Annotated in this window: 25 protein-coding genes and 1 tRNA gene; 13 read left to right on the forward strand and 13 right to left on the reverse strand. The window is 69.9% G+C overall.

Translation table 11 applies throughout. The annotated features are described in order from the left end of the window. The first annotated feature begins 148 nt into the window (after positions 1 to 148). Positions 149 to 640, forward strand: coding sequence for a DUF3145 domain-containing protein (locus tag SALPAC3_RS0120725; RefSeq protein ID WP_026185767.1), 492 nt, complete (start codon positions 149 to 151; stop codon positions 638 to 640). A gap of 94 nt (positions 641 to 734) precedes the next feature. After that, positions 735 to 2,471 carry a glycoside hydrolase family 3 protein gene (locus SALPAC3_RS0120730; RefSeq protein WP_026185768.1) on the forward strand — a complete coding sequence of 579 codons (1,737 nt, stop codon included), beginning with the start codon at positions 735 to 737 and terminating at the stop codon, positions 2,469 to 2,471. A 36-nt stretch (positions 2,472 to 2,507) separates the two neighbouring features. Here SALPAC3_RS0120730 and SALPAC3_RS0120735 read toward each other — a convergent pair whose 3' ends face one another. The 7 genes from SALPAC3_RS0120735 to SALPAC3_RS0120765 all read right to left on the reverse strand — a co-directional run bounded on the left by SALPAC3_RS0120735 (position 2,508) and on the right by SALPAC3_RS0120765 (position 9,777). Then, the gene (locus SALPAC3_RS0120735; protein ID WP_196230350.1) at positions 2,508 to 3,185 is read right to left on the reverse strand and encodes a lipoprotein; all 678 of its coding nucleotides are present in this window, start codon (positions 3,183 to 3,185) and stop codon (positions 2,508 to 2,510) included. 116 nt (positions 3,186 to 3,301) lie between these two features. Then, positions 3,302 to 4,726, reverse strand: a complete 1,425-nt coding sequence (locus tag SALPAC3_RS0120740) for an acyl-CoA carboxylase subunit beta (protein ID WP_018223096.1) — start codon at positions 4,724 to 4,726, stop codon at positions 3,302 to 3,304. A 23-nt stretch (positions 4,727 to 4,749) separates the two neighbouring features. Further along, positions 4,750 to 5,976, reverse strand: coding sequence for a beta-ketoacyl-ACP synthase II (fabF, locus tag SALPAC3_RS0120745; protein WP_018223097.1), 1,227 nt, complete (start codon positions 5,974 to 5,976; stop codon positions 4,750 to 4,752). 2 nt (positions 5,977 to 5,978) lie between these two features. Continuing rightward, positions 5,979 to 6,218, reverse strand: a complete 240-nt coding sequence (locus SALPAC3_RS0120750) for an acyl carrier protein (RefSeq protein ID WP_012183711.1) — start codon at positions 6,216 to 6,218, stop codon at positions 5,979 to 5,981. Positions 6,219 to 6,290: 72 nt separating this feature from the next. Then, positions 6,291 to 7,235 (reverse strand): beta-ketoacyl-ACP synthase III, encoded by a 945-nt coding sequence (locus SALPAC3_RS0120755; RefSeq protein WP_018223098.1) that lies wholly within the window; start codon positions 7,233 to 7,235, stop codon positions 6,291 to 6,293. Between the two features lie 40 nt (positions 7,236 to 7,275). Then, on the reverse strand, positions 7,276 to 8,445 hold the full coding sequence (locus SALPAC3_RS0120760) for an acyltransferase domain-containing protein (RefSeq protein ID WP_018223099.1): 1,170 nt from the start codon (positions 8,443 to 8,445) through the stop codon (positions 7,276 to 7,278). Positions 8,446 to 8,550: 105 nt separating this feature from the next. Beyond that, entirely contained in the window at positions 8,551 to 9,777 is a 1,227-nt protein-coding gene (locus SALPAC3_RS0120765) for a PucR family transcriptional regulator (RefSeq protein WP_018223100.1), read from the reverse strand. A 274-nt stretch (positions 9,778 to 10,051) separates the two neighbouring features. Between SALPAC3_RS0120765 and SALPAC3_RS29245 the strand changes: the two genes are divergently transcribed. Further along, positions 10,052 to 10,375, forward strand: a complete 324-nt coding sequence (locus SALPAC3_RS29245; protein ID WP_026185769.1) for a hypothetical protein — start codon at positions 10,052 to 10,054, stop codon at positions 10,373 to 10,375. A 92-nt stretch (positions 10,376 to 10,467) separates the two neighbouring features. On the opposite strand, the gene SALPAC3_RS0120775 is transcribed toward SALPAC3_RS29245, so the two are convergent. Together SALPAC3_RS0120775 and gltX are read right to left on the reverse strand one after the other, a co-directional pair. Then, a complete protein-coding gene (locus tag SALPAC3_RS0120775; protein ID WP_026185770.1) occupies positions 10,468 to 11,118 on the reverse strand; it encodes a hypothetical protein in 651 nt (216 codons plus the stop codon). Positions 11,119 to 11,369: 251 nt separating this feature from the next. Continuing rightward, complete coding sequence (gene gltX / locus SALPAC3_RS0120780; protein WP_026185771.1) at positions 11,370 to 12,779, reverse strand: glutamate--tRNA ligase; 1,410 nt, start codon at positions 12,777 to 12,779, stop codon at positions 11,370 to 11,372. Between the two features lie 189 nt (positions 12,780 to 12,968). Between gltX and SALPAC3_RS0120785 the strand changes: the two genes are divergently transcribed. Next, positions 12,969 to 13,415, forward strand: coding sequence for an SRPBCC family protein (locus tag SALPAC3_RS0120785; protein ID WP_018223103.1), 447 nt, complete (start codon positions 12,969 to 12,971; stop codon positions 13,413 to 13,415). Between the two features lie 232 nt (positions 13,416 to 13,647). On the opposite strand, the gene aceE is transcribed toward SALPAC3_RS0120785, so the two are convergent. Next, a complete protein-coding gene (aceE, locus tag SALPAC3_RS0120790) occupies positions 13,648 to 16,386 on the reverse strand; it encodes a pyruvate dehydrogenase (acetyl-transferring), homodimeric type (protein WP_018223104.1) in 2,739 nt (912 codons plus the stop codon). A 189-nt stretch (positions 16,387 to 16,575) separates the two neighbouring features. Between aceE and SALPAC3_RS0120795 the strand changes: the two genes are divergently transcribed. The 5 genes from SALPAC3_RS0120795 (at position 16,576) to SALPAC3_RS0120815 (ending at position 18,998) form a co-directional block, all read left to right on the forward strand. Next, the gene (locus SALPAC3_RS0120795) at positions 16,576 to 16,980 is read left to right on the forward strand and encodes a YjbQ family protein (RefSeq protein WP_018223105.1); all 405 of its coding nucleotides are present in this window, start codon (positions 16,576 to 16,578) and stop codon (positions 16,978 to 16,980) included. 128 nt (positions 16,981 to 17,108) lie between these two features. Continuing rightward, positions 17,109 to 17,591 (forward strand): MarR family winged helix-turn-helix transcriptional regulator, encoded by a 483-nt coding sequence (locus SALPAC3_RS0120800; protein WP_018223106.1) that lies wholly within the window; start codon positions 17,109 to 17,111, stop codon positions 17,589 to 17,591. A 277-nt stretch (positions 17,592 to 17,868) separates the two neighbouring features. Beyond that, entirely contained in the window at positions 17,869 to 18,306 is a 438-nt protein-coding gene (locus SALPAC3_RS0120805; protein ID WP_018216517.1) for a DUF3052 domain-containing protein, read from the forward strand. 74 nt (positions 18,307 to 18,380) lie between these two features. After that, positions 18,381 to 18,848 (forward strand): peroxiredoxin, encoded by a 468-nt coding sequence (locus SALPAC3_RS0120810; RefSeq protein WP_018223107.1) that lies wholly within the window; start codon positions 18,381 to 18,383, stop codon positions 18,846 to 18,848. A 78-nt stretch (positions 18,849 to 18,926) separates the two neighbouring features. Beyond that, positions 18,927 to 18,998 (forward strand) — tRNA-Val (locus tag SALPAC3_RS0120815). Between the two features lie 318 nt (positions 18,999 to 19,316). Here SALPAC3_RS0120815 and SALPAC3_RS0120820 read toward each other — a convergent pair. Continuing rightward, a complete protein-coding gene (locus SALPAC3_RS0120820; RefSeq protein WP_018223108.1) occupies positions 19,317 to 19,955 on the reverse strand; it encodes a TMEM175 family protein in 639 nt (212 codons plus the stop codon). 242 nt (positions 19,956 to 20,197) lie between these two features. Further along, positions 20,198 to 21,166, reverse strand: a complete 969-nt coding sequence (locus SALPAC3_RS0120825; RefSeq protein WP_018223109.1) for a polysaccharide deacetylase family protein — start codon at positions 21,164 to 21,166, stop codon at positions 20,198 to 20,200. Between the two features lie 335 nt (positions 21,167 to 21,501). Between SALPAC3_RS0120825 and SALPAC3_RS0120830 the strand changes: the two genes are divergently transcribed. The 4 genes from SALPAC3_RS0120830 (at position 21,502) to SALPAC3_RS0120845 (ending at position 25,487) form a co-directional block, all read left to right on the forward strand. Next, a complete protein-coding gene (locus SALPAC3_RS0120830) occupies positions 21,502 to 21,984 on the forward strand; it encodes a hypothetical protein (RefSeq protein ID WP_018223110.1) in 483 nt (160 codons plus the stop codon). Positions 21,985 to 22,073: 89 nt separating this feature from the next. Further along, positions 22,074 to 23,360 (forward strand): MFS transporter, encoded by a 1,287-nt coding sequence (locus SALPAC3_RS0120835; RefSeq protein ID WP_026185772.1) that lies wholly within the window; start codon positions 22,074 to 22,076, stop codon positions 23,358 to 23,360. 51 nt (positions 23,361 to 23,411) lie between these two features. Beyond that, positions 23,412 to 24,209: an alpha/beta fold hydrolase gene (locus SALPAC3_RS0120840; protein WP_018223112.1), complete on the forward strand. Its 798-nt coding sequence runs from the start codon at positions 23,412 to 23,414 to the stop codon at positions 24,207 to 24,209. A 129-nt stretch (positions 24,210 to 24,338) separates the two neighbouring features. Beyond that, positions 24,339 to 25,487, forward strand: a complete 1,149-nt coding sequence (locus tag SALPAC3_RS0120845; protein ID WP_018223113.1) for a polysaccharide pyruvyl transferase family protein — start codon at positions 24,339 to 24,341, stop codon at positions 25,485 to 25,487. A gap of 5 nt (positions 25,488 to 25,492) precedes the next feature. On the opposite strand, the gene SALPAC3_RS0120850 is transcribed toward SALPAC3_RS0120845, so the two are convergent. Further along, positions 25,493 to 25,699 (reverse strand): hypothetical protein, encoded by a 207-nt coding sequence (locus tag SALPAC3_RS0120850; protein WP_018216512.1) that lies wholly within the window; start codon positions 25,697 to 25,699, stop codon positions 25,493 to 25,495. Positions 25,700 to 25,821 lie beyond the last annotated feature (122 nt).

Genomic DNA, 25,821 nt, shown 5'->3' on the forward strand with positions numbered 1-25,821 from the left:
CAACGGGTTCACCCGACCGGCTATTCCGGGACCCGATTTTCCGAATCCCTAGCGCACCATCTGTCACACCAGTCATGATGTGCCCCGGTAGCCACCTGGCGCGACGAGGTCGTAGGGGAAGACGCACCTCGCTCCCCGGGAGGTCACCGTGCCAACGCGTGGCGTCGTATACGTCCACTCGACCCCGCTCGCCGTGTGCTCGCACGTCGAGTGGGCGATCGCGCGCGTCCTTGCGGCGCCGGTCAACCTGCAGTGGACAACCCAGCCCGTTGACCCCGGCGCCCGCCGGGCGGAGTGCGGGTGGACCGGCCGCCCCGGAACGGGCGCCGAGCTGGCTGCTGCCCTTCGACAGTGGCCCATGATCCGTTTCGAGGTCACGGAGGAGCCGAGCCCGGGCGCCGATGGAGAACGCTTCATGTACGTCCCCGGCCGCGGGCTCTTCCAGGCAACCGTCGGCGCGGCCGGCGACATTCAGCTCGGTGAGGACCGGTTGCGCAGCATCATGGCGGATGCCCGGGCGCCCGAGGCCCTCGCCCACGCCCTGGAGAAGGCCCTCGGGGCGGCCTGGGACGCCGAGTTGGAGCCCTACCGGTATGCCGGCGACGGTGCCCCGGTGACGCTGCTCACCCGCGTCGGCTGAGGTCTACACCCACAGGTGAGGTCGCTACGTGTTTCGGTGGCGGCAATTCGGCGCGGGTAGGGTCGACCTGCCCCAACCAGCGTCGAAAGAGTGGATGGCTCGCGTGTCGATACCTGCCCGACGTAATGGTGTCGCGGTCATCGCGCTGGCCGTACTCACCGCACTGCTCCTTGCCGGCTGCACCGGCGGCCCGGGGCGCGCGCAGTCGACCCCGGCCCCGAGTGGCCCGCCGGCCGGCCCGTCGCCCATCGGCCCGGTCGAAGATCCGGCGGCCAGTGCCGCCGCCCTGGCCAGTACGCTGGCGGATGAGGACCTCGTCGGTCAGGTGTTGATGCCATTCGCCTACGGTGCCGCCGCCGACCAGGTCACGGCCGGCTCGGCCGCCGGCAACCAGGAACTGGCCGGCGTCGACACCCCCGCCGAAATGATCGCGAAGTATCGCCTCGGCGGGCTCATCCTCGTCGGCTTCAGCGCGGACGACCCGACCAGCGGCAACCAGGTAACCACCAACGTCGACAACCCGGAACAGGTCCGGGCACTGACCACCGGGCTGCGGTCCGCCGCCGCCGGCCTGGCCGCCGGCGAGGCGCCGTTCCTCATCGGCACCGACCAGGAGTACGGGGTGGTCACCCGGATCAGCGACGGGGTCACCCTGCTGCCCAGCGCGTTGGCCATGGGGGCGGCCGGCAGACCTGAACTGACCGAGGCCGCCTGGCGGGCCGCCGGCACCGAACTCGCCGCCATGGGCATCAACCTGGACTTCGCTCCCGTCGCCGACGTGCTGGTCACCCCCAGCACCGTGATCGGGTCCCGGTCGTACGGCGCCGACCCGTCGACGGTGGCCGAGCAGGTCAGTGCGGCAGTGAGCGGTCTACAGGCGACCGGCGTCGCGGCAACGCTGAAGCACTTTCCCGGCCACGGGCACAGCGCCACCGACTCCCACGAGGAACTGCCGGTGCTGCCGCAGCCCCGCACCGTGCTTGAGCTGGAGGCCTGGCCTCCCTTCGCGGCCGGCATCGGGGCCGGCGCCCTCGCCGTGATGTCCGGGCACCTCGACGTCAGCGCGGTCGACCCGGGCACCCCGGCGACGTTCTCGCACACCCTGCTCACCGAGGTGCTCCGCGGCGAGCTCGGCTTTCCGGGGGTGGTGATCACCGACGGGATGAACATGGCCCCCGCCAAGCGCTGGTCGCCCGGCGAGGCTGCGGTTCGGGCGCTGAAGGCCGGCAACGACCTGATCCTCATGCCGCCGAACGTCGGCCAGGCGTACGACGGGCTGCTCACCGCGTTGCGTGACGGCTCGCTGCCCCGCAACCGGCTGGTGGAGGCGGTGACCCGGGTGCTGACCATGAAGTTCACCCTGGCTGGTGCGGCCACCCCGGAACTGGATGTCCTCGGCGCGCCGGCCCACCAGGCGGCGGCTGCCGAACTCGCCACCGCCGCGGTGACCGCGCTGCGCGGCCCGTGTGGCAGCCCGGTCTCCGGGCCGGTCACCGTGACCGCCGCCGACGGCCGGGAGCGCACCCGGGCGACGCTGATCGAGAAGCTGACCGCGGCCGGGGTGCCGGTCACCGACAGCGGGGGTGCCGTGGTCCACCTGGTCGGCTACGGCGACAGCGCCGACGACCTGAGCGCCGACGCCGCCGTGACCGTCGCTATGAACACCCCGTACCTGTTGGCCGAGGCGGACTCCCCGGCGTTGCTGGCGACCTACTCGTCGAGCCCGGCGTCGATGACCGGGCTGGCCCAGGTGTTGGCCGGCAAGGCCATCCCGGCCGGCCGCGCACCGGTGCCGGTATCCGGCCTGCCCGCCACGACCTGCGGCAGCTGAGTTACCCGGTCGGCCGGGGCCCAGTCGGTGGACCGGTCAGCCCGCCGTACGCACCCCCTGCACCGCCAACCGATACACCGGCAACATGTCGGAGTGGTCGGTGAACACGCTCTCGTTGGTCACGAACAGCAGGGCTTGCCCGTTCGCCGAAACGGCCGCTCCCCAGCCGCGGTTGACCTCGTCAAGCGAGTTTTGGCTGACCCAGGTCGCCTCCACGCCGGTGAGGTCATCGACGGTCAGGTCACGGAACTGCGCCTCGGTGGCCTGCTCGAGCGACGTGTCGGCGAGGAAGGCGTCCAGGGCCGCCCGGGGCGTGACACCCTGCTCGGTGGTCCAGACCCGGAGGAAACCGCCACCCGGGCCACGGCCCACCTCGCACCGTACGGTGGCGCCGCCGCGCAGCGTCATTATCGCCGCCATCTCGGCGGCCAACTCCGGATCCTCGGCGGTCGTCGGGTCCACCTCGATGGTCTCGGCCTGCCATCCCTCGGCGACCGGGAAGGTGACCGGCAGCGGGCACGGCCCGTCCGCGCCACCGGCGGCACCGTCGGCGTCGGCCGAGGTGATCTCGTCGTACCAGGGCTCGCCGACGGCGGCGCTCTCGGCCGACGCCGGCTCGTCGGCCGGCTCGTCGGCCACGCCGCAGCCGGCCGACACCAGGAGGGCGAGAACGGCCAGCGTGGCCGGTAGACGATGACGCAGCACAGTACACATCCCCAGGATCGAATTGAACCGACACAGTGCAGCGTGCCGGCCACCCACCGGGATAGATGTATACCGGAGCCCCCGGACACCGCGGTCGGCGGTACCCGGGGGCTGCCCGATATCCGCTAGAGCGGGATGTTGCCGTGGGCGCCGCGACCGGCCGGTGCCGCCGCGAGAGCCTCAGCGATCTGTCGGCGGGTCTCGGCTGGCTTGATGACGTTGTCGACCACACCGATCTCCAACGCCCGGTTCACGCCACCCGCGACCCGGATCTGCTCCTCGATCAGCTCGGCGCGTAGCGCCTCCCGCTTCTCCGGCGGCGTGGCGGCCAGCTTCTTGCGGTGCAGGATGTTCACCGCCGCGCTGGCGCCCATCACCGCGACCTCCGCGTTCGGCCAGGCGAAGACCGCGGTCGCGCCGAGGGATCGGGAGTTCATCGCGATGTACGCCCCGCCGTACGCCTTGCGGGTCACCAGCGTCACCCGCGGTACGACCGCCTCGGCGAAGGCGTGCAGCAGCTTCGCCCCGCGCCGGACCACCCCGTCCCACTCCTGACCCAGCCCGGGCAGGTAGCCGGGGACGTCAACGAGCACGATCAGCGGTACGCCGAGCGAGTCGCACATCCGCACGAAACGGGCCGCCTTCTCGGCGCTGGACGCGTCGAGGCAGCCGCCGAGCCGCAGCGGGTTGTTGGCGATCACGCCGACCGTTCGGCCGGCGAACCGTCCCAGGGTGGTGACGATGTTCGGGGCCCACTTGGCGTGCAGCTCGACACCGGGCGCGTCGAGCAGCGCCTTGACCACCGGTTTGACGTCGTACGCCCGGTTGGTCTCGGCCGGCATCTTCGCGGCCAGGTCGTGCCCGTCCTCGGCGGTGGCCGGCACGTCGTCTGGGCAGAGTCGGCCCTGGTGGCCGAGGAGGGCCGCGAGCCGGCGCGACTGGGCCAGCGCCTCCTCGTCGTCCCGGCACGTCACGTGTACGACGCCGGAGCGTCGGCCGTGCGGTTCGGGGCCACCGAGGCGGGCCATGTCGACCTGCTCGCCGGTGACGCTGCGGACGACCTCCGGGCCGGTCACGAAGATCCGGCCGGCGCCGCTCATCACCACGATGTCGGTGAGCGCCGGCCCGTAGGCGGCGCCCCCCGCGGCGGGACCGAGCACGACGGAGATCTGTGGTACCCGGCCGGAGGCGCGGACCATGGCGGCGAAGACCTGACCGACCGCGTCGAGCGCGACCACGCCCTCGGCGAGTCGGGCTCCGCCGGAGTGCCAGAGCCCGAGTACGGGCACCCGCTCCCGGACGGCGGTGTCAATCGCGTCAACGATGTGGCGGCAGCCGTCAACGCCCATCGCGCCGCCCATCTTCGTGGCGTCGGTGGCGTACGCGATGGCCGGTGTGCCCTCGATCTCGCCGCGGGCACAGAGCACCCCGGAGCTGTCACGTGGGGCGAGTAGGCGGAGCGTGCCCGCGTCGAACAGGGACCGGAGCCGCAGCTCCGGATCCCGATAGTCCACGGTAGAGGTTTCGGGGCCGGCAACAGTGGTGGTCACGTGAGCCTCCAAGGCTGTGGTCCTCAGGCCCGCGTGAAGACGAGAGCCACGTTGTGCCCGCCGAAGCCGAAGGAGTTGTTCAGCGCAGCGGGGATCTCCAGGTGGCGCGCCTTGTTGGCGGCCACATCCAGGTCGAGACCGTCGTCCGGGTCATCCAGGTTGATCGTGGGTGGCACCACACCATCCCGGATCGCCAGGATCGTGGCGATCGACTCCAGCGCACCGGCCGCGCCGAGCAGGTGCCCGGACATCGACTTCGTCGACGTCAGGACGGGGTGGTCGCCCAGCGCCTGGTGCAGTGCCTTGATCTCGGCCAGATCCCCGACCGGGGTTGACGTGGCGTGCGCATTGACGTGCACGATGTCGCCCCGGTCGATGTCCGCGTCGGCGATCGCCTTCGTGATGGCCCGGATCGCGCCGGTGCCCTCCGGGTGCGGCTGCACGATGTCGTAGCCGTCGGAGGTTATTCCGGCGCCAGCGAGTCGGGCGTACACGTGGGCGCCGCGGGCCGCGGCGTGGTCGGCGCGTTCCAGCACGAGCACCCCGGCGCCTTCGCCGAGCACGAAGCCGTCGCGGGCCTTGTCCCAGGGGCGAGAGGCCCTCTCCGGCTCGTCGTTGCGGGTGGACATCGCCCGCATTGAGGAGAAGCCCGCGATCGGCAGCTGGTGGATGACCGCCTCGGTGCCGCCGGCCACCACCACATCGGCGCGCCCGGCACGGATCATGTCCATGCCGAGGGTGATCGCCTCCGCGCCGGTGGCGCAGGCGCTGGCCACCGAGTGCACGCCCGCGCGGGCCTGCAACTCCAGGCCGACCCAGGCGGCGGGGCCATTCGGCATCAGCATCGGAATGGTGTGCGGGGAGACCCGCCGTGGGCCGGAGGCCTCCAGGATGTCGTCCTGGTTGAGCAGGGTCAGTGCGCCGCCGATGCCCGAGCCGACGCTGACGCCGAGCCGCTCCGGGTCCAGCCCGGAGTCGGCGAGACCGGCATCCGCCCAGGCCTGTTTCGCGGCGATGATCGCTATTGCCTCGGAGCGGTCCAGCCGGCGCAACTTGACCCGGTCCAGCAGCTCAGCCGGGTCGACCGCGAGTTGGGCTGCGATCCGGACCGGTAGCTGTTCGGCCCAGTCCGGGGTAAGCGCGCTCACCCCGGACTGGCCATTGAGCATGGCGTCCCAGGTTGACGCGACGTCCCCGCCCAGCGGGGTGGTCGCGCCGAGACCGGTAACGACGACGTCAGGGTGGGTCATGGTCAGGACTGCGCCTCGATGTAGCTGACGGCGTCCCCGACCGTCTTCAGGTTCTGCACCTCGTTGTCCGGGATCTTGACGCCGAACTTCTCTTCGGCGGCCACCACGACCTCCACCATCGACAGGGAGTCGACATCCAGGTCGTCGGTGAAGGACTTCCCCTCGGCCACGTCGTCCGGGGTCACCCCGGCAACCTCTTCGAGGATCTCGGCGAGGCCGGTGGTGATCTCGTCACGGGTCATTGCTGTTGGTTCCTCTCATCGGGGTTGCTTCGCCGTGTTGGCGAAGGGTGGCGTGCCGAGGCACACCGGGTCTCAGGGGCAGCGGATGACCTGACCGGCGTAGGTCAGGCCACCGCCGAAGCCGAACAGCAGCACTGGTGCGCCGGAGGGCACCTCGCGCCGTTCCACCAGCTTCGACAGGGCCAGGGGAATGCTCGCCGCCGAGGTGTTGCCGGATTCGACCAGGTCCTTGGCGACGATCGCCTGGGGGATGCCGAGGCGCTTGACGATACCGTCGATGATGCGGGTGTTGGCCTGGTGCGGCACGAACGCCGCCAGCTCCGACGGGGCGACCCCGGCCCGCTCACACGCCTGCAGTGCCAGCGGCGCCAGTGCGGTGGTGGCCCAGCGGAAGACGGCCTGTCCCTCCTGCCGCACGTACGGGCGCCATCCCTCGATCCGGACCGCGTCGCCGCGCTCGGGCACCGAGCCCCACACCACCGGGCCGATGCCGGCCGGCTCATCCGCCCCGGTGGCGGTGACCACCGCGGCTCCCGCCCCGTCGCCAAAGATGATGCAGGTCGAACGGTCCGTCCAGTCGGTGAAGTCGGAGAGCTTCTCCGCGCCGATGACGATGGCGTTCCGCGCTGCGCCGGCCCGGACAGCGTGGTCGACCGTGCCGAGGGCGTACGCGAAGCCGGAGCAGGCGGTGTTGAGGTCGAACGCGCCGGGCGCGGTGATCCCGAGCCGGGCCGCGACCCGGGAGGCGACGTTCGGGCTGCGATCGACCGCGGTGCAGGTGGCCACCACGACGAGGTCGATGTCGGCGGCGGTCAGGCCGGAGCCGGCCAGCGCCTTGCCAGCGGCGGCGGCGGCCATGTCGGTGACCGTCTCGCCGTCGGCGATCCGGCGGCTGGCGATGCCGACCCGGTCGCGGATCCACTCGTCGCTGGTCTCCACCAGCTGGGCGATCTCGTCGTTGGTCACCACCCGGGACGGCTGGTAGTGGCCGAGCGCAACGATCCGGCTGCCCGTCATCAAGGCTGTCCCTCCCTATGCGGCCATGGGTACCGCGATGTCATGTGTGACCACCGACGCGGGCCAGCGGCTGGCCCGGGGCCACCGGATCGTCGTGGTGGGCGAGCCATTCGGTGAGCAGGCCACTGTCGTGGGCGGTGACCTCGACCGAGCCCTGTCGGGTGGCGATATGGCCAATGATCTGACCGACGCGCAGGTCAACGCCTTCGGTCAGCTCGTCAGCGGGGACGAAGGTGCCGGCGGCGGGGGAGACCACGACCCGGAACTGGATGATCGGCTCGTGGCCAGCCGGGCCGCTGTGCCGGGCGATCAGGTCTCGCGCGGCGGGCAGGTCGTCCGGGGTGTTGAGGGTGACGATCTCCGGAGCCGCCTCGCCTTTGAGCTCCCGCTTGACCAGGCCGGCGAGGGTGCCGGCCGGGGGCAGCTCAATCACCCCGGTCACGCCGAGGTCGGCGAGGGTGCGCAGGCACAGGTCCCAACGGACCGGGGCGGTGACCTGGCGGATCAGCCGCTGCACCATCTCCCGGCCATGGTTCACCGCCGCGCCGTCGAGGTTTGACAGCAGGATATGAGTCGGATCGGTGGGGGTGACGCCGGCAGCCACGGCGGCGAGGGCGGCCTCGGCCGGGGCCATGTACGGCGTGTGGAAGGCGCCGGCCACCTGTAGCTGGCGGACCCGGGCGCGGGCGGGGGGCTCAGCGGCGAGTTTCTCCAGCCCACCAAGGGAGCCGGCGGCCACGACCTGGCCGGCGCCGTTGCGGTTGGCCGGGTGTAGCCCGTGTTTCTCGATGGCGCCGAGCACCTCCTCGGGGTCGCCGCCGAGTAGCGCGGCCATCCCGGTCGGTTCCAGCGCGCAGGCAGCTGCCATCTCGCGCCCCCGGACGGCGGCCAGCGTGACCGCGGCCTCCGGGGTGAGTACTCCGGCGAGCGAGGTCGCGCCCAACTCGCCGACGCTGTGGCCGGCAGTGAGCGTGACATCGTGCATCGGCAGTTGCTCGGCGGCGAGTAGCGCCGCCGCGACGAGCAGCGGCTGGGTACGGGCGGTGTCCTTGATCTCGTCAGCGTCCGCGGCCGTGCCGAGGTGCACCAGGTCGACCCCGGCGAGCGCGGACCACCAGCGCAACCGCGCCTCGGCACCGGGCAGGTCGAGCCAAGGGGTCAGGAAGCCGGGTTTCTGTGAACCCTGGCCGGGGGAGAGTACGGCGAGCACGGGTACGACTCTCCCGGATCCGCGCGGGCAGCGCTGTGCCGTCTTGCACCAAACCGCACTAGAACCTTTGGAGGAATCCTACAAAGACCCCTTGGCGCGGTCAGTTTATTGCCCTTTTCTGGGGGTAATCGGGTCTGACGTCCGATTCGGTGTTCGGGCGACCACCGGGTCGAGTCGGCCGACGGTGAGCGCCACCTGGAGCGCGTAGGCGTCCCGGGCCGCGAGGGGAGACAACCCGGTCACCTCCGCCACCCGCCGCAGCCGGTACCGCACGGTGTTCGGGTGGACGAACAGCGCCCGGGCCGCGCTCTCCAGGGTGCCGCTGGCGGTGAAGAAGGCGTCCAGCGTCTCCAGCAGTTCCCCACCGGACCGGGCCAGCGGGGCATACACGTCGTGCCGCAGCCGGCGCCGGGCCTCGGCATCTCCGGCGAGCGCCCGCTCCGGCAGCAGGTCGGCGGCGGGTACCGGTCGGGGCGCGGCCGGCCAGGCCGGGGCGGCCCGGAATCCGGCGAGGGCGGCCCGGGCGGAGTCGGTGGCCTCGTCCAGGCTCGGCACGGCCGGGCCCACCACGACCGGGCCGGTACCGAAGGCGTCGAGCAGCTTGCCGGTGGCGGCCACCGGATCGGCCACCCCGCCGAGCACGATGACCAGGCGGTCGCCGTGCACGCCGCCGATCACCTCGGCGCCGATGCGCCGGGCCAGCCGGTAGACGGTGTGCAGTACGGCGGAGACCTCCCCGCCGGGGGAGCGGCCCACGGCCACCGCCACCGGGGGCGCGTCCGCCCAGCCCAGTGCCGCCGCCCGACTGGCCAACACGTCTGGAGAGTCGCCACGTAGTAGCGCGTCAACCAGTAGGGCCTGGAGCCGGGCGTCCCAGGAACCACGGGACTCGGCGGCCCGCGCGTACACCCGGGCGGCGGCGAACGCGATCTCCCGGGAGTAGCGCAGCACCACATCCCGTAACTGCTGTTCCTCCCCGGGGGCGGCGAGGGTCGGGACCCGTTCTTCCACCACGTCGATGGTCACCTTGATCAGGGCTACCGTCTGCTGGAGGCTGATAGAACGGGCCAGGGCCTGCGGTGCGGTCGCGAAGACCTCGTCGGAGACCTCCTGAGTGCTGTCCGCGGTGCCGCCGCCGGCGCGCAGCCATTGCACCAGGGAGCGGGCACCGGCCTGCGCCACCAACATGACCCAGGAGCGTTGGTCCGCCGGGAGCTCGCGGAACCAGGGCAGTGTCTCGTCCATCCGCGCCACGCTGGCGGTGGCGAGTGCTCCCGCCGCCCGCTCGATCCGGCGCAGCGTGGCCGCCAGTTCGGTTCCCGGCTCGTTCACCGCCCTAGCCTGACACGTCCTTACCTGCAGTGTTGTGCCGGGTGAGCGGGGCTGTTCGGCGGTCACGGTCGGCCTTCCCACGGCTTGGGCGTCGGTCGCGTCCCACCTCCGGTGGCGCGTGGCGCCTGGTCGATTCGTCCGAGGTTGGTGATTCGCGTCGATTCCGGATGTGACCTGGTACGCGCGCCACACCGCCCGTCGGTCCCGGCCAGTACGGTGACAGGGGCACGCCGGGGCAGCGCCGGTGGGTCACGGCGAGGGTGAGGAGACCTGGATGGCGCACGGGGAGGCCGAGCACGGCTGCGCCCAGGATGGGCACTGCCGGCCGGGCCACCACGAGTTGCCGGCAACCAAGCAGCACCGGTGGCTCGCCGGCGGCGTTCCGGGCGAGACACCGAGCGGGCCCTCATCGGAGCGCGCTGCGGAGGATTCAGCGGTGCCGCGCCAACGGTCCGCCGAGTCGGTCGGGTCGCCGTCAAGCCCACTTCGAGACTGCCTCAGCAGCCTGCCAGGCTGGGCGGGCGGGCACCGGCACGGCCCGGTTCGACCTCGAACGCGGGCTGGGCGACCCGGCCGACCGCCCAGCCGCTGGTGCTGATCCGGCAGCGGGGAAGCGGTCGCTGCCGGATGGCGCCGCGGCCGACCGGCGCGGTGGGCCGGCCGGCGACGTCAGTGGATCGACCGTGAGTTTCAGCGGGTCCGACGCCGGATCAGCAGGGCGATCCCGGCCAGCCCGAAGGTGATCGTCAGCACGACGGCTACGTTGACCAGGAGCAGTCGGGGCAACCCGCTGAAGGCCTCGTCGATGTTTCCAGCCGGGTCGAGCGCGTCCTCCGGAATCATCCGTTCGCTGCCGCCGGCCCCACCACCAACCGTGTCCACCTGCCGCTCCAACGGCACACCAGCTGTCCGCAGCGTCTCCGACATGGTGAATCGGCCGAAGAACCAGCCGGCGGCGGTCTGCTCGGAGTCCGGCTGCTTGGCCGGCCGGTAGATACGGGGCCCGCCGGCGGCCTTCGGGTACAGGTCGTAGGTCTGCTGGGGTTTGTCCCCGGCGAGCACGACGACAGTGTACTTAGGACCGAGATCGGCCTTCTTCGGTTTGCTGCTCTGGCCGGCGTCGCCAAGAAAGTTAACCTGGTCGATGACGGCCGCCACCTGGGTCGGGTGGGTGTCGGCGCGCAGGTGTAGCGGCTCAGCCATATCGGCGCCGGTGATATCCACCCCCGCTGGCGGCGACTGCGTCGTCGCCGACGCGGGTGCGGTGAGGCCGAGTGAGAGCACTCCCGCTGTGAGAACACCAGCCATGATGGCGACCAACCGCCATACCCTACGGACCATCGCTGCCTCCTCGCCCCCGTTCGATGGATGGCATCGCTGCGGGCTTTGTGCACGCGGATCGCCGTGGACGCCGGATGCTAGGCCGGACGCCTCCACCTCAATAGACTCCGTCACGCGACAGCTGGTTGCACCTCCTGGTGAAGAGATTTCAGCTATCTGTGATCTTCAACCCAGGAGTCGCCGATCGCGGCCGGTCGACCCGCGCATTTTACCTACCGCGCCGGACAACCGGACGGCCGGGTGTATCTCCCTCAGGGGAGGCGGAGCCGGGCGGCCCGTAGCCGGGTCAGGGTGCGCTCGCGGCCCAGGACCTCGAGCGACTCGAAGAGGGGGAGGCCGACCCGGCGGCCGGTCACCGCGACCCGGACGGGCGCCTGGGCTTTGCCCAGCTTCAGGCCGTGCTCTGCGCCGACCGACTCCAGTGTCGACCTGGTCGATTCCGCGTCCCAGGAAGGCACCTCGGTGAAGGCGGCGATCACCGCGTCGAGCAGGTCGCCGGCGCCGTCCTTCATCGCCTTGGCCCACGCTCCCTCGTCGATCAGTGGCGTGTCGAGGAAGAGGAAGTCCACGTTGGGCACGATCTCGCTGAGCACCGCGATCCGGGTCTGCGCCAGTGGTGCCACCGCCTCGAACGCCTCGGCGTCGAACTCGTCCGGCTGCCACGGTGGCGGTGCGATCGTCGCGGTCCCGGTCAACCATGGTTGGCACGCCGCAATGAAATCGGCCACCGGCAGCGCTCGGATGTACTCGCCGTTGAACGCGCGCAGCTTCTTCTCGTCGAAGAAGGCCGAGGAGGGATTCACGTCCTCCAGTCGGAACTCCTCCTCGATGGCCGGCCAGGGCACGATCTCCCGGTCGCCGGCCGGGGCCCAGCCGAGCAGCATCAGGTAGTTGCGCATCGCGTCGGCCAGATAGCCCTCGTCGCGGTACGCCTCGAGGGCCACCTTGTCCCGGCGCTTGGACAGCTTCTGTCGCTTCTCGTTGACGACGACCGGGACGTGCGCCCACACCGGCGGCTTCACGCCGAGTGCGTCCCAGAGCAGCTGCTGCTTCGGCGTGTTGGGTAGGTGCTCTTCGGCCCGAATGACGTGGGTGATCCCCATCGTCATGTCGTCAACCACGTTGGCGAGCAGGAAGACCGGTGAACCGTCGCTCCGGGCGATCACGAAGTCCTCGATCAGCCGATTGTCGAAGGTGGGCTCACCGCGGATCAGGTCGACCACCACGGTCGTACCCTCGTCCGGGGTTCGGAAGCGGAGGGCGCGGCCGGCGCCCGGACCCAGCTTCCGATCCCGGCAGAAGCCGTCGTAGCCGGTGTGTGGTGAGCCGGTACGGGCCTGCACCGCCTCTCGCGTGCAGTCGCAGTAGTACGCCCGCCCGCTCTCGTGTAGCCGGCTGGCGGCGGCGCGGTGCTCGGTCGCGTACGAGGACTGGAAGTAGGGGCCCTCGTAGCTGCCGCGTGCGATGCCGATCCACTCCAGTGCGGCCAGGATGCCCTCGGTCCACTCGGGCTTGTTGCGGGCCGCGTCCGTGTCCTCGACCCGGAGCACGAACACTCCGCCCTGCTGCTTGGCGAAGATCCAGTTCTGCAGAGCCGAGCGGGCGCCGCCGACGTGGAACATTCCGGTCGGGGAGGGGGCGAAGCGTACACGTACCGTCACGCCCTCAAGCCTACGGCCGGCCCAACCGGCGTTCGGAAGGGCCCCTCGTCGCCGGTGGCGGCCATACCCGTAGCGCGCGGATAGAGGCAAGGGTTTTCGGCGTGTCTTCTGCCTACCTGTCCGTTTAAGTCCGAAATAGCGCATAGAGTGCCGATATCGTGGGTTGTCCGCACTGGAGGAAAACGGAAAATGATCCTCGTGGAACGCAGCTCGCACGTAGTCGCACCGATCGAAGCGGTCTGGGGCGTCGTGCAGCGGGCTGAACAGCTACCGGCCTGGCTGGCCGGGGTCCGGGCGGCGGAGGTGCTCTCCGGGGAGGGCTTCGGCCGGCGGCAGCGGGTCCAGGCGGGGCGCGGCGCGGCCCATGAGGCCGAGGTGATCGCCTACCAGGAGCCGACCCTGATCGGCTGGCGGGAACGCGCCAAGGGCGCCGGTGCCCGAGCGGAGGCGCGCACCGAGATCTACGTCCAGCTCACCGCGGACGAGGCAGCGGGCGGGACGGTCGTGCGGCTGATCGTCGTACGCTGGCCGGCCGGTCCGGTCAAGGCCGCCCTGCTCCGGCTCGGTCTGCGTCGGGTCGGCGCCGACCTGGAGGACTCGCTCGCCCGGCTGACCGACCTGGCCGCCGTCGGCTGACCGGGTCTCGTCCTGGCGTCACCCGTTCCGGCGGTGGCCTGGGGTCCTAGCCAGGGATCCGGGCCACCGCCACTGTGCGGCTCCCACTCCCGGGTGCGGGGCGGCCAGATTCGCATACGTTCAGAATCCACCTGCGGCCAGTAACCGCACCAGGGGATGCGGCCGGCACACCCCGAGCTACGACGCCGGTCCGGCGTGGAACACTCCACACCGGACCGGCCGTGACCGTCGGTCAGCTGTCGCCGCCGGTCTCACCGACCGGGGCGGCGCCAATGTCGTCGATGGCGTACTTCTTGGCCGCCTCGGCGGGAACCCCCGCCGGGACCGCGCCGCGGAGCGCGAGCTGCCGCAGCGTGGCGACCACGATCGACTCGGCGTCCACGTGGAAGTACCGACGCAGCGCGTGCCGGGTGTCGGACTTCCCGAATCCGCAGGTGCCGAGCGAGGTGTAGTCGCCGGGTATCCAGCGGGCAATCAGATCCGGTACCGCGCGCATCCAGTCGCTGACCGCGACCTTCGGTCCGTCGGCATCGGCGAGCTTGGCCGTCACGTACGGGACCTGCTGCTGCTCGGTCGGGTTGAGTAGGTTGTGCTCCTCCGCCTGGACCGCGTCGCGGCGTAGCTCGGTCCAGGAGGTCACGGACCAGACGCTGGCGGCCACCCCCCAGTCCCGGGCGAGCAGGTCCTGCGCCTTGAGCGCCCACTGCATGCCGGTGCCGGAGGCGAGCAGCTGTGCCGACGGGCCGTCCACCTGGGGCGCCGGCGCGTACCGGTAGATGCCCTTCAGGATGCCCTCGGCGTCGACCTCCGCCGGCTCCACCGGTTGCACGATCGGTTCGTTGTAGACCGTCAGGTAGTAGAAGACGTTCTCCTGCGCCTCCCCGTACATGCGGTGCAGGCCGTTCTCCACGATGTGCGCGATCTCGAAGGCGAACGCCGGGTCGTAGGCGACCACCGCCGGGTTGGTGGCGGCGATCAACAGCGAGTGACCATCCTCGTGCTGGAGGCCCTCGCCGTTGAGCGTGGTCCGGCCGGCGGTCGCGCCGAGCAGGAAGCCGCGGGACATCTGGTCGGCCGCCGCCCAGAGCCCGTCCGCGGTCCGCTGGAACCCGAACATCGAGTAGAAGATGTACATCGGGATCATCGGCTCGTTGTGCGTGGCGTACGCGGAGCCGGCCGCGGTGAAGGAGGCGACCGAGCCAACCTCGTTGATGCCCTCGTGCAGGATCTGCCCGCTGGTCGCCTCCTTGTACGACAGGAACAGCTCCCGGTCAACCGAGGTGTAGCGCTGGCCGTGCGGCGAGTAGATCTTCCGCGTCGGGAAGAGTGAGTCCATCCCGAAGGTGCGGGCCTCGTCCGGGATGATCGGTACCCAGCGTCGGCCGAACTCCTTGTCCTTCATCAGGTCCTTGAGCAGCCGGACGAAGGCCATCGTGGTGGCCACCTTCTGCTTGCCGGAACCACGCTTCACGTCGGCGAAGCTCTTTGGGCCGGGGATGGCGAGCCGCTTCGTGCCGGACCGTCGGGAGGGCAGGTAGCCGCCGAGCTGCCGGCGCCGCTCGTGCAGGTACTCGATCTCGTCGGACTTCGCCTCCGGCCGGTAGTACGGCGGCAGGTAGGGGTTCTCCTCCAGCGCCTTGTCCGGGATGTCCAGGTAGAGCCGGTCGCGGAAGGTCTTCAGGTCCTCCAGCGTCAGCTTCTTCATCTGGTGGGTGGCGTTACGCCCCTCGAAGTGCGAGCCGAGCGTCCAACCCTTGATGGTCTTGGCCAGAATCACCGTCGGCTGCCCGGTGTGCTCCACCGCGGCCTTGTACGCCGCGTAGAGCTTCCGGTAGTCGTGGCCGCCCCGCTTCAGGTTCCAGATCTCGTCGTCGCTGAGGTGCTCGACCATCTTGCGGGTCCGCGGGTCACGGCCGAAGAAGTGCTCCCGGATGTACGCCCCGGACTCCGCCTTGTAGGTCTGGTAGTCACCGTCCGGCGTGGTGTTCATCAGGTTGACCAGCGCGCCGTCGGTGTCCCGGGCGAGCAGTGGGTCCCACTCGCGGCCCCAGACGACCTTGATGACGTTCCAGCCGGCGCCCCGGAAGAACGCCTCCAGCTCCTGCATGACCTTGCCGTTGCCGCGGACCGGCCCGTCCAGGCGTTGCAGGTTGCAGTTGATGACGAAGGTGAGGTTGTCCAGCTCCTCCCGGGCGGCGGTCCCAATCGCGCCCAGCGTCTCCGGCTCGTCCATCTCGCCGTCGCCGAGGAACGCCCACACGTTCTGGTCGGAGGTGTCCTTGATGCCGCGGTGGTGCAGGTAGCGGTTGAACCGGGCCTGGTAGATGGCGTTGGCGCCGCCGAGGCCCATCGAGACGGTGGGGAACTCCCAGAAGTCCGGCATCAGCCGGGGGTGCGGGTACGACGGCAGCCCGCCGCCGGGGTGCGACAGCTCCTGGCGGAACCCGTCGAGTTGGTGCTCGCTGAGCCGTCCCTCGAGGAACGCCCGCGCGTACATGCCGGGGGAGGCGTGCCCCTGGTAGAAGAGGTGGTCGCCGCCCCCCGGGTGGTCCTTGCCCCGGAAGAAGTGGTTGAAGCCGACCTCGTAGAGCGAGGCCGAGCTGGCGAACGTCGAGATGTGCCCCCCGACCCCGATCTCCGGCCGCTGGGCCCGGTGCACCAACACCGCCGCATTCCATCGGATGTAGGCCCGGATGCGCCGCTCGACGTGTTCGTCACCGGGGAACCAGGGCTCCTGCTCCGGAGCGATGGTGTTGAGGTAATCCGTGGTCGTCAGGGATGGCACCCCGACCTGACGCTCGCGGGCTCGTTCCAACAGGCGCAGCATGACGTAGCGGGCGCGCTTCGTCCCGCGCTCGTCGATGACACCGTCGAGCGACTCGACCCATTCGCCGGTCTCGTCGGGGTCGATATCCGGAAGCTGGCTCGGCAGACCGGCACTGATCACCGGGCGCTTGCGTTCCGTGGCCACAGGCGTTCCCTCGGTTGGATTTTGGTCAGGTTATAGCGCCATCCTGCCTTCTCGAGGCGCTCCCCGTCACTTCACCCGCAGGAGACGCGATGCTCGACACAGGTACTCATTGGTAACTTATTTGGGGCAGCCGGACGGTGTCTCGGTGTCACGGGTCGGCCAGGGCAGGCCGCGGGGCAGAATTCAGACATGCGTACCGAAGTGATCACCGTGCAGACGGGCTCCCGCCTCACCGTCCGGAACATCACCGATGAGGCGGACCGGTTCGTCGCCGGACAGGGGGACGGCCTGCTGCACGTCTTCGTGCCCCACACCACCGCCGGGCTCGCGCTCATCGAATTCGGCACCGGGTCCGACGACGACCTACGTCGGGTGCTCAACGACCTCCTGCCCGCCGACGACCGGTGGCGACACCGGCACGGGGCCCCCGGTCACGGGCGGGACCATCTGCTGCCCGCCTTCCTGTCGCCGTACGCGACGCTGCCGGTGTGTGCCGGGCGGCTCATGCTCGGTACCTGGCAGTCGCTGTGCCTGGTGGACCCGAACGGGGACAACCCGACCCGCCACGTCCGCTTCTCGTTCCTGCCCGGCTGACCGGCCCCGACGAACCGGCTGACCGGCCCGACGGACAGCACCCTCCTCGGGCGGTGCGGTTCCGACACCGGTGCCCGTCGTTTCGGGAACTGGCCACCTCAGCTGGTGCGGCGGGTAGGGTGCCGGACATGGCGCATCGCACCATCCAGCGGGCCGACTCCCCCGCGGGCAACCGGTCCGAGTTGGCCGGGGACGCCATCCGTCGGATCATGCAGATCGCCTCGACCATCCGGCAGGACCAGGAAACCGACATCACCCGGCTGGGGCTCACCCCCGCCGTGGCCCGCGCCCTGTACGAACTCGACCCGGACCGACCGCTGCCGGCTCGCGAACTCGCCGAGCAGCTGCGCTGCGACCGGTCCAACGTGACCGCCCTGGTAGACCGGTTGGAGCAGGCGGGCCTGGTCGAGCGCCGGATCGACCCCGCCGATCGGCGGCAGAAGGCACTCGTGGTGACCACAGCCGGGCGGTTGGTGCGGGTGCGGGTCCACCAAGCGATGTCCGAGTCCCGGCTCCTCGCCGGTCTCAGCGATGAGGAGATCAGCGCCCTGCGCCTGCTGGTGACCAAAATATCCGAGTACGGCTGCCCGGAAGCTGGCGCGGCGGAGTAGACCGGGCGCCCCTGTCGTCGCGGAGAGGCATCGTGGCCATGGTCGATGCCAGGTACGTCGGAGTGTCGCGGCAGTTGACTCGTTCGTACCATAACGCCCGGCAGCCCGTCAGGTTCTGGTCACCGACGATGCCATCACCCAGGGTGCCCGCACACTCCTGGCAGGGTAAATTCCGTTCCACCCGGTGTGCCACTTGCGCGCCGAGCCGCAACTGTGTGGACTTGGCTCACGGCGTCAACCGACGCCGTGAGCTGGATGAAAGAGGAGGCACGCGACAGTGAGCGCGACCGCTGGTCAGGCCGCCGACGGGGTACGCAGCCTGGCGGACCGGTTCGGAATCGAGCCGGGGATGGTCGTCATGGAGATGGGGTACGACGACGACGTCGACCAGGATCTCCGAGACGCACTGACCGACCGCTGTGGGGAACTGGTTGACGAAGACACCGACGAGGTGGTCGACGCGGTACTGGTGTGGTACCGGGACGGCGACGGTGACCTTTTCGAGCTGCTCGTCGATGCGCTCGGCCCGCTGGCGGACAGCGGAATCGTGTGGCTACTGACGCCGAAGGCCGGACGTGAGGGGCACGTGGAGCCCAGCGAGATCGCCGAGTCCGCGCCCACCGCCGGTCTGCAGCAGACCTCCACGATCAACGCCGGCCGGGACTGGAGTGGCGCCCGGTTGGTGCTGCGCCGTGGGTCGAAGAGCAAGAAGTAACTGACTCCGCACCGCTCAGCGCCCGCCGTATGGCAGGCTTTCGTGACGTTGACCCGACCCGCAAGGAGTTCCGTATGCCCATCGAGGTTGGCGCGCAGGCGCCGGACTTCGTGCTCAAGGACCAGAACAACCAGGAGGTTCGGCTCGCCGACTTCCGTGACAAGCGCAACGTGCTCCTGGTCTTCTACCCACTCGCCTTCACCGGTATCTGCCAGGGTGAACTGTGCGAGGTACGGGACAACCTGAACCAGTACGTCAACGAAGACGTTCAGGTGCTCACCGTCAGCGTTGACTCGGTGTACGCCCACAAGATCTGGGCGGACCAGGAGGGCTACCAGTTCCCGCTGCTCGCCGACTTCTGGCCGCACGGCGCGGTCGCCCAGGCCTACGGGGTCTTCAACGACATTGGGGGCGTCGCCAACCGGGGCACTTTCGTCATCGACAAGGCGGGTGTGGTCCGCTTCGCCGAGATGAACACGCCGGGTGAGGCCCGGGACCAGCAGGGCTGGCGTAAGGCGCTGGCTGAGATTGCGGCCGCCTGACACCTGGTCGACCGTCGGGGCGGGGCTGGTGGCGGCAGGGTAAGCTTGCCAGCCTCCGGCCCGTCTCACCGGCGCCCGGGGCGCGTAGCTCAGTGGGAGAGCACTCGCCTTACAAGCGAGGGGTCGCAGGTTCGAAACCTGCCGCGCCCACCCCGTACCACCAGCACCGACAACGGCCCGGAGGTCACCTCCCCGGGGTTGCTCCACGGCCCGTCCTCGCGCAGTGCGTGAGCTCTCGGGTCGCGGACCTTGAAGCGGGCGATTGACCGGACGGTGGTGCGCTGGGTGGCTACGAACGCCACGAACGAGTCCGGGTCGATCTGGGTGTGGTGTGGGCGTGCTGTCGAGCTGCCTTCATGGACGGGGCGGCGTTGACAAACGCGTCGGGCCATCCATGGTCTGCGCCGGCGTCGGGTCTCCGGAGCAGCACACGTAGTCGAGGTCCGGCATGGCCAGGTCGGCCCCGGGCTAGCCACACTCGTCTTCCGCCCGTCCGGCGGGCGGGAGGTCGCCCGGGCCGCGGATCAGGTAGATCGCCACCAGCAGTAGGTAGGCCAGCAGACTGAGGATCGGATTGATGAAGACGATGGCAAAGGCGATCAGGTAGAGCAGCGGGCGGATGAGGTATCGGCGGGAGACCGACGCCGCCAGGTGGGGATCGAGATCCGGGTTGAGCAGTCCCCGCCAGCGTGCCCACCACCAGGCCAGGTTGAAGAACAGCGCTTCGCCGAGCACGGCGCCGACGTAGATCGCGGCCGACAACCGCTGGTCCACATCGCTGCCGCGAAGGTGGTCCGAGAGCTGGTTGGCCGTGAACGGGATGGCCGCCACGAACATCAGCATCAGCAGGTTCAGCACCAACAGCATCTGGTCAACCCGGACTACGTATCGCCAACTGTTGTGGTGCGCCAGCCAGATCTGGCCGACGACGGCGAAGGTGATGACGTAGGCGAGGAAGGCCCGCCACTCCTGTTGGAGCCGCGACACCAGGTCGGTGTCGGCCGCGCCCGACGGGTTGAACTGGAGCAGCTCCACCGCCATCAGAGTCAGCGCGACGGCGATCACGGCGTCGCTGAAGGCCTCCACCCGGTCGGTGTCCCGGGACATCTCGCTGTCCCGCCGATACCGGTGTCTCGGCCCTCCGCCCGTCTGCGTCACGTCACCCCCCCGCTGGATCCGCACACTGATCGTCACCCGGCCGGGGCGGAGTGCGTGGCGAAACCGCCCTCAGTCGACCGGAGTGGACGAGTTTTGCGGATTGGCTGAGCGCGGGGTGCCAGCCGATGGTGTCACGCGCGTGCGATGGCGAGTGCCGTCGTGGCAGCGGCGACTTGGCTGGTGCGGACGGTTCACCAACGGGGAGGTTGCTCCGGAGAAGTAGCAGCAGGGATCACTTCGTCGAGCCTTCGGAAGCGTAGGCCGCGTGCTTTGAGAACCGGAAGTGCACGTTCGACGCCGGCGGCTGTCTCCGACCCAGGACGGTTGAAGTGCGCCAGCAGGATTCCACCGGGGCGGAGCCGCAGGAACTGCTGGTAGACCTGGTTGGCGCTTGCGGTGGCACCGGAGTCGCCGTTGACGCTGAACATCACGATCCATTCGCCCATCGCTCGGGACACCTGCGTGGCCACATTGTCGGCGTGGGCTGTTCCAGGACGGAAGAACTTTGGCTGGAGGTCGTAGTTGGTGGCCATCCACGTGTGCATGCCGGCGATTTCGTCGTACACCTCGCCAACGTTTTTCGTGCCGGCGATTCCGTACGCGGAGCGACCGGAGACCGACAATGGGCGATGTTTGGTGCCGTGGTTGCCGATCTCGAACAGGGGGTCAGCCACCAGGCTTTCGAATTCCTGTCGATGAGTAGTTGCCCAGCGCTGGTTGACAAACAGCGTCGCCGGTATGCGCTGCGCCCGCAGCGTATTGATCAGCCGTTCGTCGTAACCGCTGCTGTCGCTGCAAGCATCGAACGTCAGGCAGACGGAGTTGCGGGTCAGTGAGGTGTCGGTCGGAAATGTCGACCAGGAACTGTCCGGGTGTAATCCCCAGTAGCGTGGTGTCCGGGCACCGTACTGGCTGATGATCTCTTCTCGGGACGGTAGCGTGCCGGTGCCGGTGCCGGTGCCGGTGCCGGTGCCGGTGCCGGTGCCGGTGCCGGTAGCCGTCGGTGGCGGTGGCGGTGGCGCGGGGGTGGCGCTGACCTCGGCGGGCTCTATCCAGGCGGGATCGATTCCGTGGGCGCTACGGTCAGTCCACCGAGGGGTAATTTTCGTCCCAATGAGGGCGGTTAGCCCGCCAAGCGTTCCGACGCCAGCCAGCGTCATCAGTTTTCTGCGACTGACTAATTGTGTTGGTCGTTTCCGACCGTCAGTCGCCTCCGGCCTGCCTGTCATTTACGGATCATACCCATCAACATGAGGCAGGTTCGAGTTTTGCCGAGGCGCGAGGGCTCTTGCGCGGCCCGGACGGCGCCTCGCCTGGTTTTGGTGGATGCGCGTTATGTCGGGTGGCAGCGGTCGAACGGGTGACTTCAGGGCGGTCTGGTCGAAGAGCGTGGATCGCTTGACGGTGCTTCGGTGGGGGTCGGTGACCGACGGCTGAGACCTACGAGTGCCAACGTGGAAGGGCGATGACATCCATGTCAACGTAGTGTTGACAGGTGACCTCAGCGATCGCACAGTTGGCCGACGTCAGGAACGCGCGAGTCCACCTCGATGAGCGGGAGTTGGAGCTCATCGACCGCGCCCGCCATGCGGGTGCCACCTGGGCCGAGATAGCCGTAGCGTTGGGTTCGGGTAGCCGGCAGGCCGCGGAGCAGCGCCGCCAACGCCTCGCAGCGGCTCGACGATCCCGGCGGCAAGCGCTCGATCGTCGCTACTCCGCTCGGATCGCCGCCCTGCGGGCGGCCGTGGCTGACCTTCAGCGGTGGATCGACGCGGATCGGGGCTGGGATGCCCGGTTTCCGGCGGCGTCGCTGGTGCGCGGGACGGCAGCGCACGCGTCGGACTCAGCGCCGGGGGCGTTGTACGCCCTGGCCCGGCATCTCGTTGCTGACCTGGCGGAGGTGGAGGCTCGCCGGCTGCCGCTACCGGTCCAAGCGGTCGTCCGGAGAATCGAGATCGCAATGTCAACAAAAGCTTGACGTCCTCGGACAGTCCTGCTTGGACTCCGCTCAAGGATTGAGGATGTGCGGCACCGAACCTCAACCTTGGGGGGTCATCGCAGCGCAACATTGGGCTTCTTGTAGCTGTTTCTGGGCTGGCGGGCCTGGTCAGTGGAATCCTGTCCCTGATACCCGGAATCTGGATCCTCGATCTCACCGATTCCAGTAGCCTCGCCGCGCTCACGCAACTCTGTCTGTACGCCCCGGTGTTGGGTGCTCCCTGGCTGGGTGGCCTGCTTGACCGAACGCCCCGGCGGCCACTGCTTATCGGAGTGAATATCTCCTTGGCATTGGCCCTTTCCTGCCTGTTCGCCGTACCGGGGCCGCGCCAAATCTGGCTCGTGTTCGCCGTTCTTTTCGCTTTCGGTATCAGCCGCATATTGGTTGATGCGGGCGAGACAGCGCTCCTGCCAGCTGTTCTTTCCGCCGGGCAGCTCGGGAGCGTAAACGGTTGGCGGTCCAGCGCCAAGGAAGGCATGAAGCTCGTGGCTCCGTTAACTGGCATCGGTCTCTACACCTGGCAGGGCGGTCGCGCCGTGGGCGCGCTCGCGGTCGTACCAGCTTTGGTCGCCGGCCTCTATGCCGGCCTGCGGCTGGCTTCGGCGCCGCTCGAACGAGCACGCGATCGGCAGCGCAGCCCCCGCGCTGGACTTGCCGTCCTACTCGGGCGAACCGGGATTCGGGTCCCGGTTTGCCTCGCATCCGTCTCGATCACGATGTCGGGCTTTACGACAGCCGGCTACTACGCGGTGGTCACCACCGAGCTGAATCTGCCGGCGACGTTTCTGGGGGTCCTCGCCGGTGTTCAGGGACTGGGATCCATCCTCGGTGGACTGATTGTGGGGCGATTCATCACCCGGTGGGGGGCGACCGCGGTCGGCACAGCCGGTACGGCCTTGTTCGCCGTTGGCTGCCTCGGTCGTTGTCTGCCCTGGTTGCCGGCGATGTCCGGGGCCTCCGGGGCGGTGGGAGTCGGCTTGCCCTGGACGCTGGTCGCAGCGGTGACCGCGACGCAGCGGCACATTCCGGCGGGGCAGCTCGGGCGAGCTGCCGGGCTGGTCAACATGGCGATGTTCGGGCCTGTGGCGCTCGCGATCCCACTCGGGGCCGGTGCTGTTCGGCTGGGCAGCACAGTCCCACTCTTCGCTGCGGCAGGGGTCTGTTCCGCCGCTGCCGCCATCGCGTTCCATCGCCCCCGCTCGCGGCCGGTGCGCCGAGCAGCCCCGGGCGAGCCGGCGCCCACCAGCGGTTCCATCACCAGAGCCACCCGAACGTCGGCAGGTAGCCGGAACGCGTTGTCCGATTCCGCGACAGACCTGGAACAGTCAGCACCGACAGCGACATCCGGGCAATAGGATCGCCGGTATGCACGGTGCTGCGGTCCACCGGAGGCCGGGTGGGGAGCCGTGAGCTACGCCGATGTCAACGGGCTTCGAATGTGGTACGAGTGGCACGGCACCGGGCGCCCGCTGGTGTTGCTGCACGGCGGCTTCGGGTCGACTGAGCTGTTCGCCCCGCTCCTGCCCGCCCTGACGGAGCGGCGCAGCGTGCTCGCGGTGGATCTTCAGGGGCATGGCCGCACCGCCGACGTGGATCGTCCGCTCCGGTACGAGTCACTGGCCGACGATGTGGCCGCGTTGATCACGAAGCTCGGTTTGGCTGAGGTTGACGTGCTCGGCTACTCGCTGGGCGGCGGGGTGGGGTTGCGTACCGCGATCCAGCATCCGGACCTGGTCGGCCGGCTGGTGGTGGTCTCCGCGCCCTGCCGCCAGCAGGGCTGGTATCGGGCGACCCGCGCCGAGATGGCCCAGCAGGACGAGGCGGTTGGGGAGCGGATGTGGGGCACTCCAGCGCACCAGCGCTACCTCCGGATCGCGCCCCAGCCAGCCCAGTGGCCCCGGCTGTGGGCGAAGTCGGGGGAGCTGCTGCGGCGCGAGTACGACTGGTCGGCGGAGGTGGCCGCCCTCGTCCTGCCCACGCTGCTGGTCTTCGCCGACGCGGACTCGGTGACCACCGCGCACATGGTGGAGTTCTTCGGGCTGCTCGGCGGTGGGCACCGGGACGCCGGCTGGGACGGCACCGGTCGGTCGGCCGCCCGGTTGGCGGTGCTGCCCGGCCTCACCCACTACGACATCCTCTCGTCCCCGGCCCTGCCGGCGGCGGTGCTGCCCTTCCTCACCCACCCCACCGGTCCCCCCGGCTGACGCCGGTCCCGGCCCGGCGACGGTTCACCCGCCGGCCCCACCGCCGTCGGGCTCCACCCGTCGCCCGGGGCAGGACTGTTCCCCGGCGTACCGGGAATCCGCGTGGACGCACCCCGGGAGGAGCGACGGATGACAGCTGGCACCGGCCTGACCATCGGTGTGCTCGGCTCGTACGGCGGTCGTAACCTCGGTGACGAGGCGATCCTCACCGGTCTCCTGGCTGACCTGCGAAAGCAGGAGCCGAACGCCCGGATCATTGTCTTCTCCCGCAACCCCGATCACACCCGGGCCGCTCACCCGGCGGTGGAGGCGGTGCCGTGGGAGGGGGTGAGCCGCACCGACTCGTCCCCGCTGCTCGCTCAGCTCGATCTGCTCATCCTCGGGGGCGGCGGCATCCTCTACGACCAGGAGGCCCGCCGCTACCTGCGGGTTGTCCGGGTCGCCCAGGAGCGCGGCCTGCCGCTGCTCACCTACGCGGTGGGGGTCGGCCCGCTCAGCGAGATGGTGGACACCGGGATGGTCCGCGAGACGCTGGCCGGGGCGACCCAGGTCACGGTGCGGGACCAGGAGTCCCGGATGCTCCTGGAGGAGGCTGGGCTGCTCAACCCGATCACGGTCACCGCGGATCCGGCGTTTCTCCTGGAGCCCGAGGACTTTCCCGTGCACCTGCTTCGGGAGGAGGGAGTGCCGGCGGGTCGGCACCTGGTCGGGATGAGTGTGCGGGAACCGGGGCGGGCCGCCGAGCGGCTCGATGTCGACGGCTACCACCGGCTCTTGGCCCAGATCGGTGACTTCTTGGTGCACCGGATCGATGCCGATGTCCTCTTCGTTCCGATGGAGCGGGACGACATCCGGCACTCCCACGGCGTGCTGTCACACATGGTCGCCGCCGAACGGGGGCGCATCCTGCACGGCAGCTACTCACCCCAGCAGGTGCTCGGCCTGATGCGCCACTTCGACCTGGCGGTCGGCATGCGGCTGCACTTTCTGATCTTCGCCGCGATGGTGAACACCCCGTTTCTTCCCCTGCCGTACGCCGGCAAGGTCTTCGACCTGGCCCAGCGCCTCGGCGTCCCCGCCCTGCGTGGGGTGGAGCGGGAGGTCGAGGGCCCGCTGCTGGCCGAGGTTGACCGACTGTGGGACGAGCGGGAACAGCGCGCCGAGGCCACCGCCCGGCGGGTCGCCGAGGTGTGTGAGGAGGCCCGGGGCACCTCGAAGGTGACCCGTGTGGTGTTGGAGAGTCTCCGGACCCAGTCGATGGTCTCCGTGGACGGGTGAGCCGGTCAGACCGCCGGACCCCGCCAGCAGTAGCGCCACCTCCTGGCGTCTCCCCCCACCGTCTCCAGCTCGTAGATCTCGGCGTCGGCGAGTCCGCCGTCGCCGAGGTGGTGGTGGGTCAGCGGTGGGCGACCGTTCGGGTCCAGTTCGACGGTGACGGTCTGCCCGTCGGACGAACCACCGGCCAGCGGAATCTCCACGGTTGGCGCCATGCGCCCATCCTGCCCCGACCGGCGTGCCGGCGGAGCGGAAGCGTCGGCCCCGGAAAACAGGTACGGGCCAGGATCGGGTCTGCTAGAGCGGTGCCGAGCCACGCCGCCGCCCCGCCTATCCT

The sequence above is a fragment of the Salinispora pacifica DSM 45544 genome (genome assembly GCF_000378845.1).
In the GTDB taxonomy this organism is placed as follows: Bacteria; Actinomycetota; Actinomycetes; order Mycobacteriales; family Micromonosporaceae; genus Micromonospora; species Micromonospora pacifica.

Coding starts and splice junctions, on each gene's coding strand:
- SALPAC3_RS0120795 (WP_018223105.1), top strand. CDS start 16,576: ATGCGTACCGAAGTGATCACCGTGCAGACGGGCTCCCGCCTCACCGTC.
- SALPAC3_RS0120845 (WP_018223113.1), top strand. CDS start 24,339: ATGACAGCTGGCACCGGCCTGACCATCGGTGTGCTCGGCTCGTACGGC.
- SALPAC3_RS29245 (WP_026185769.1), top strand. CDS start 10,052: ATGGCGCACGGGGAGGCCGAGCACGGCTGCGCCCAGGATGGGCACTGC.
- SALPAC3_RS0120810 (WP_018223107.1), top strand. CDS start 18,381: ATGCCCATCGAGGTTGGCGCGCAGGCGCCGGACTTCGTGCTCAAGGAC.
- SALPAC3_RS0120775 (WP_026185770.1), bottom strand. CDS start 11,118: ATGGTCCGTAGGGTATGGCGGTTGGTCGCCATCATGGCTGGTGTTCTC.
- SALPAC3_RS0120800 (WP_018223106.1), top strand. CDS start 17,109: ATGGCGCATCGCACCATCCAGCGGGCCGACTCCCCCGCGGGCAACCGG.
- SALPAC3_RS0120785 (WP_018223103.1), top strand. CDS start 12,969: ATGATCCTCGTGGAACGCAGCTCGCACGTAGTCGCACCGATCGAAGCG.
- SALPAC3_RS0120730 (WP_026185768.1), top strand. CDS start 735: ATGGCTCGCGTGTCGATACCTGCCCGACGTAATGGTGTCGCGGTCATC.
- SALPAC3_RS0120825 (WP_018223109.1), bottom strand. CDS start 21,166: ATGACGCTGGCTGGCGTCGGAACGCTTGGCGGGCTAACCGCCCTCATT.
- SALPAC3_RS0120735 (WP_196230350.1), bottom strand. CDS start 3,185: ATGTGTACTGTGCTGCGTCATCGTCTACCGGCCACGCTGGCCGTTCTC.
- SALPAC3_RS0120755 (WP_018223098.1), bottom strand. CDS start 7,235: ATGACGGGCAGCCGGATCGTTGCGCTCGGCCACTACCAGCCGTCCCGG.
- SALPAC3_RS0120750 (WP_012183711.1), bottom strand. CDS start 6,218: ATGACCCGTGACGAGATCACCACCGGCCTCGCCGAGATCCTCGAAGAG.
- fabF (WP_018223097.1), bottom strand. CDS start 5,976: ATGACCCACCCTGACGTCGTCGTTACCGGTCTCGGCGCGACCACCCCG.
- SALPAC3_RS0120850 (WP_018216512.1), bottom strand. CDS start 25,699: ATGGCGCCAACCGTGGAGATTCCGCTGGCCGGTGGTTCGTCCGACGGG.
- SALPAC3_RS0120820 (WP_018223108.1), bottom strand. CDS start 19,955: ATGTCCCGGGACACCGACCGGGTGGAGGCCTTCAGCGACGCCGTGATC.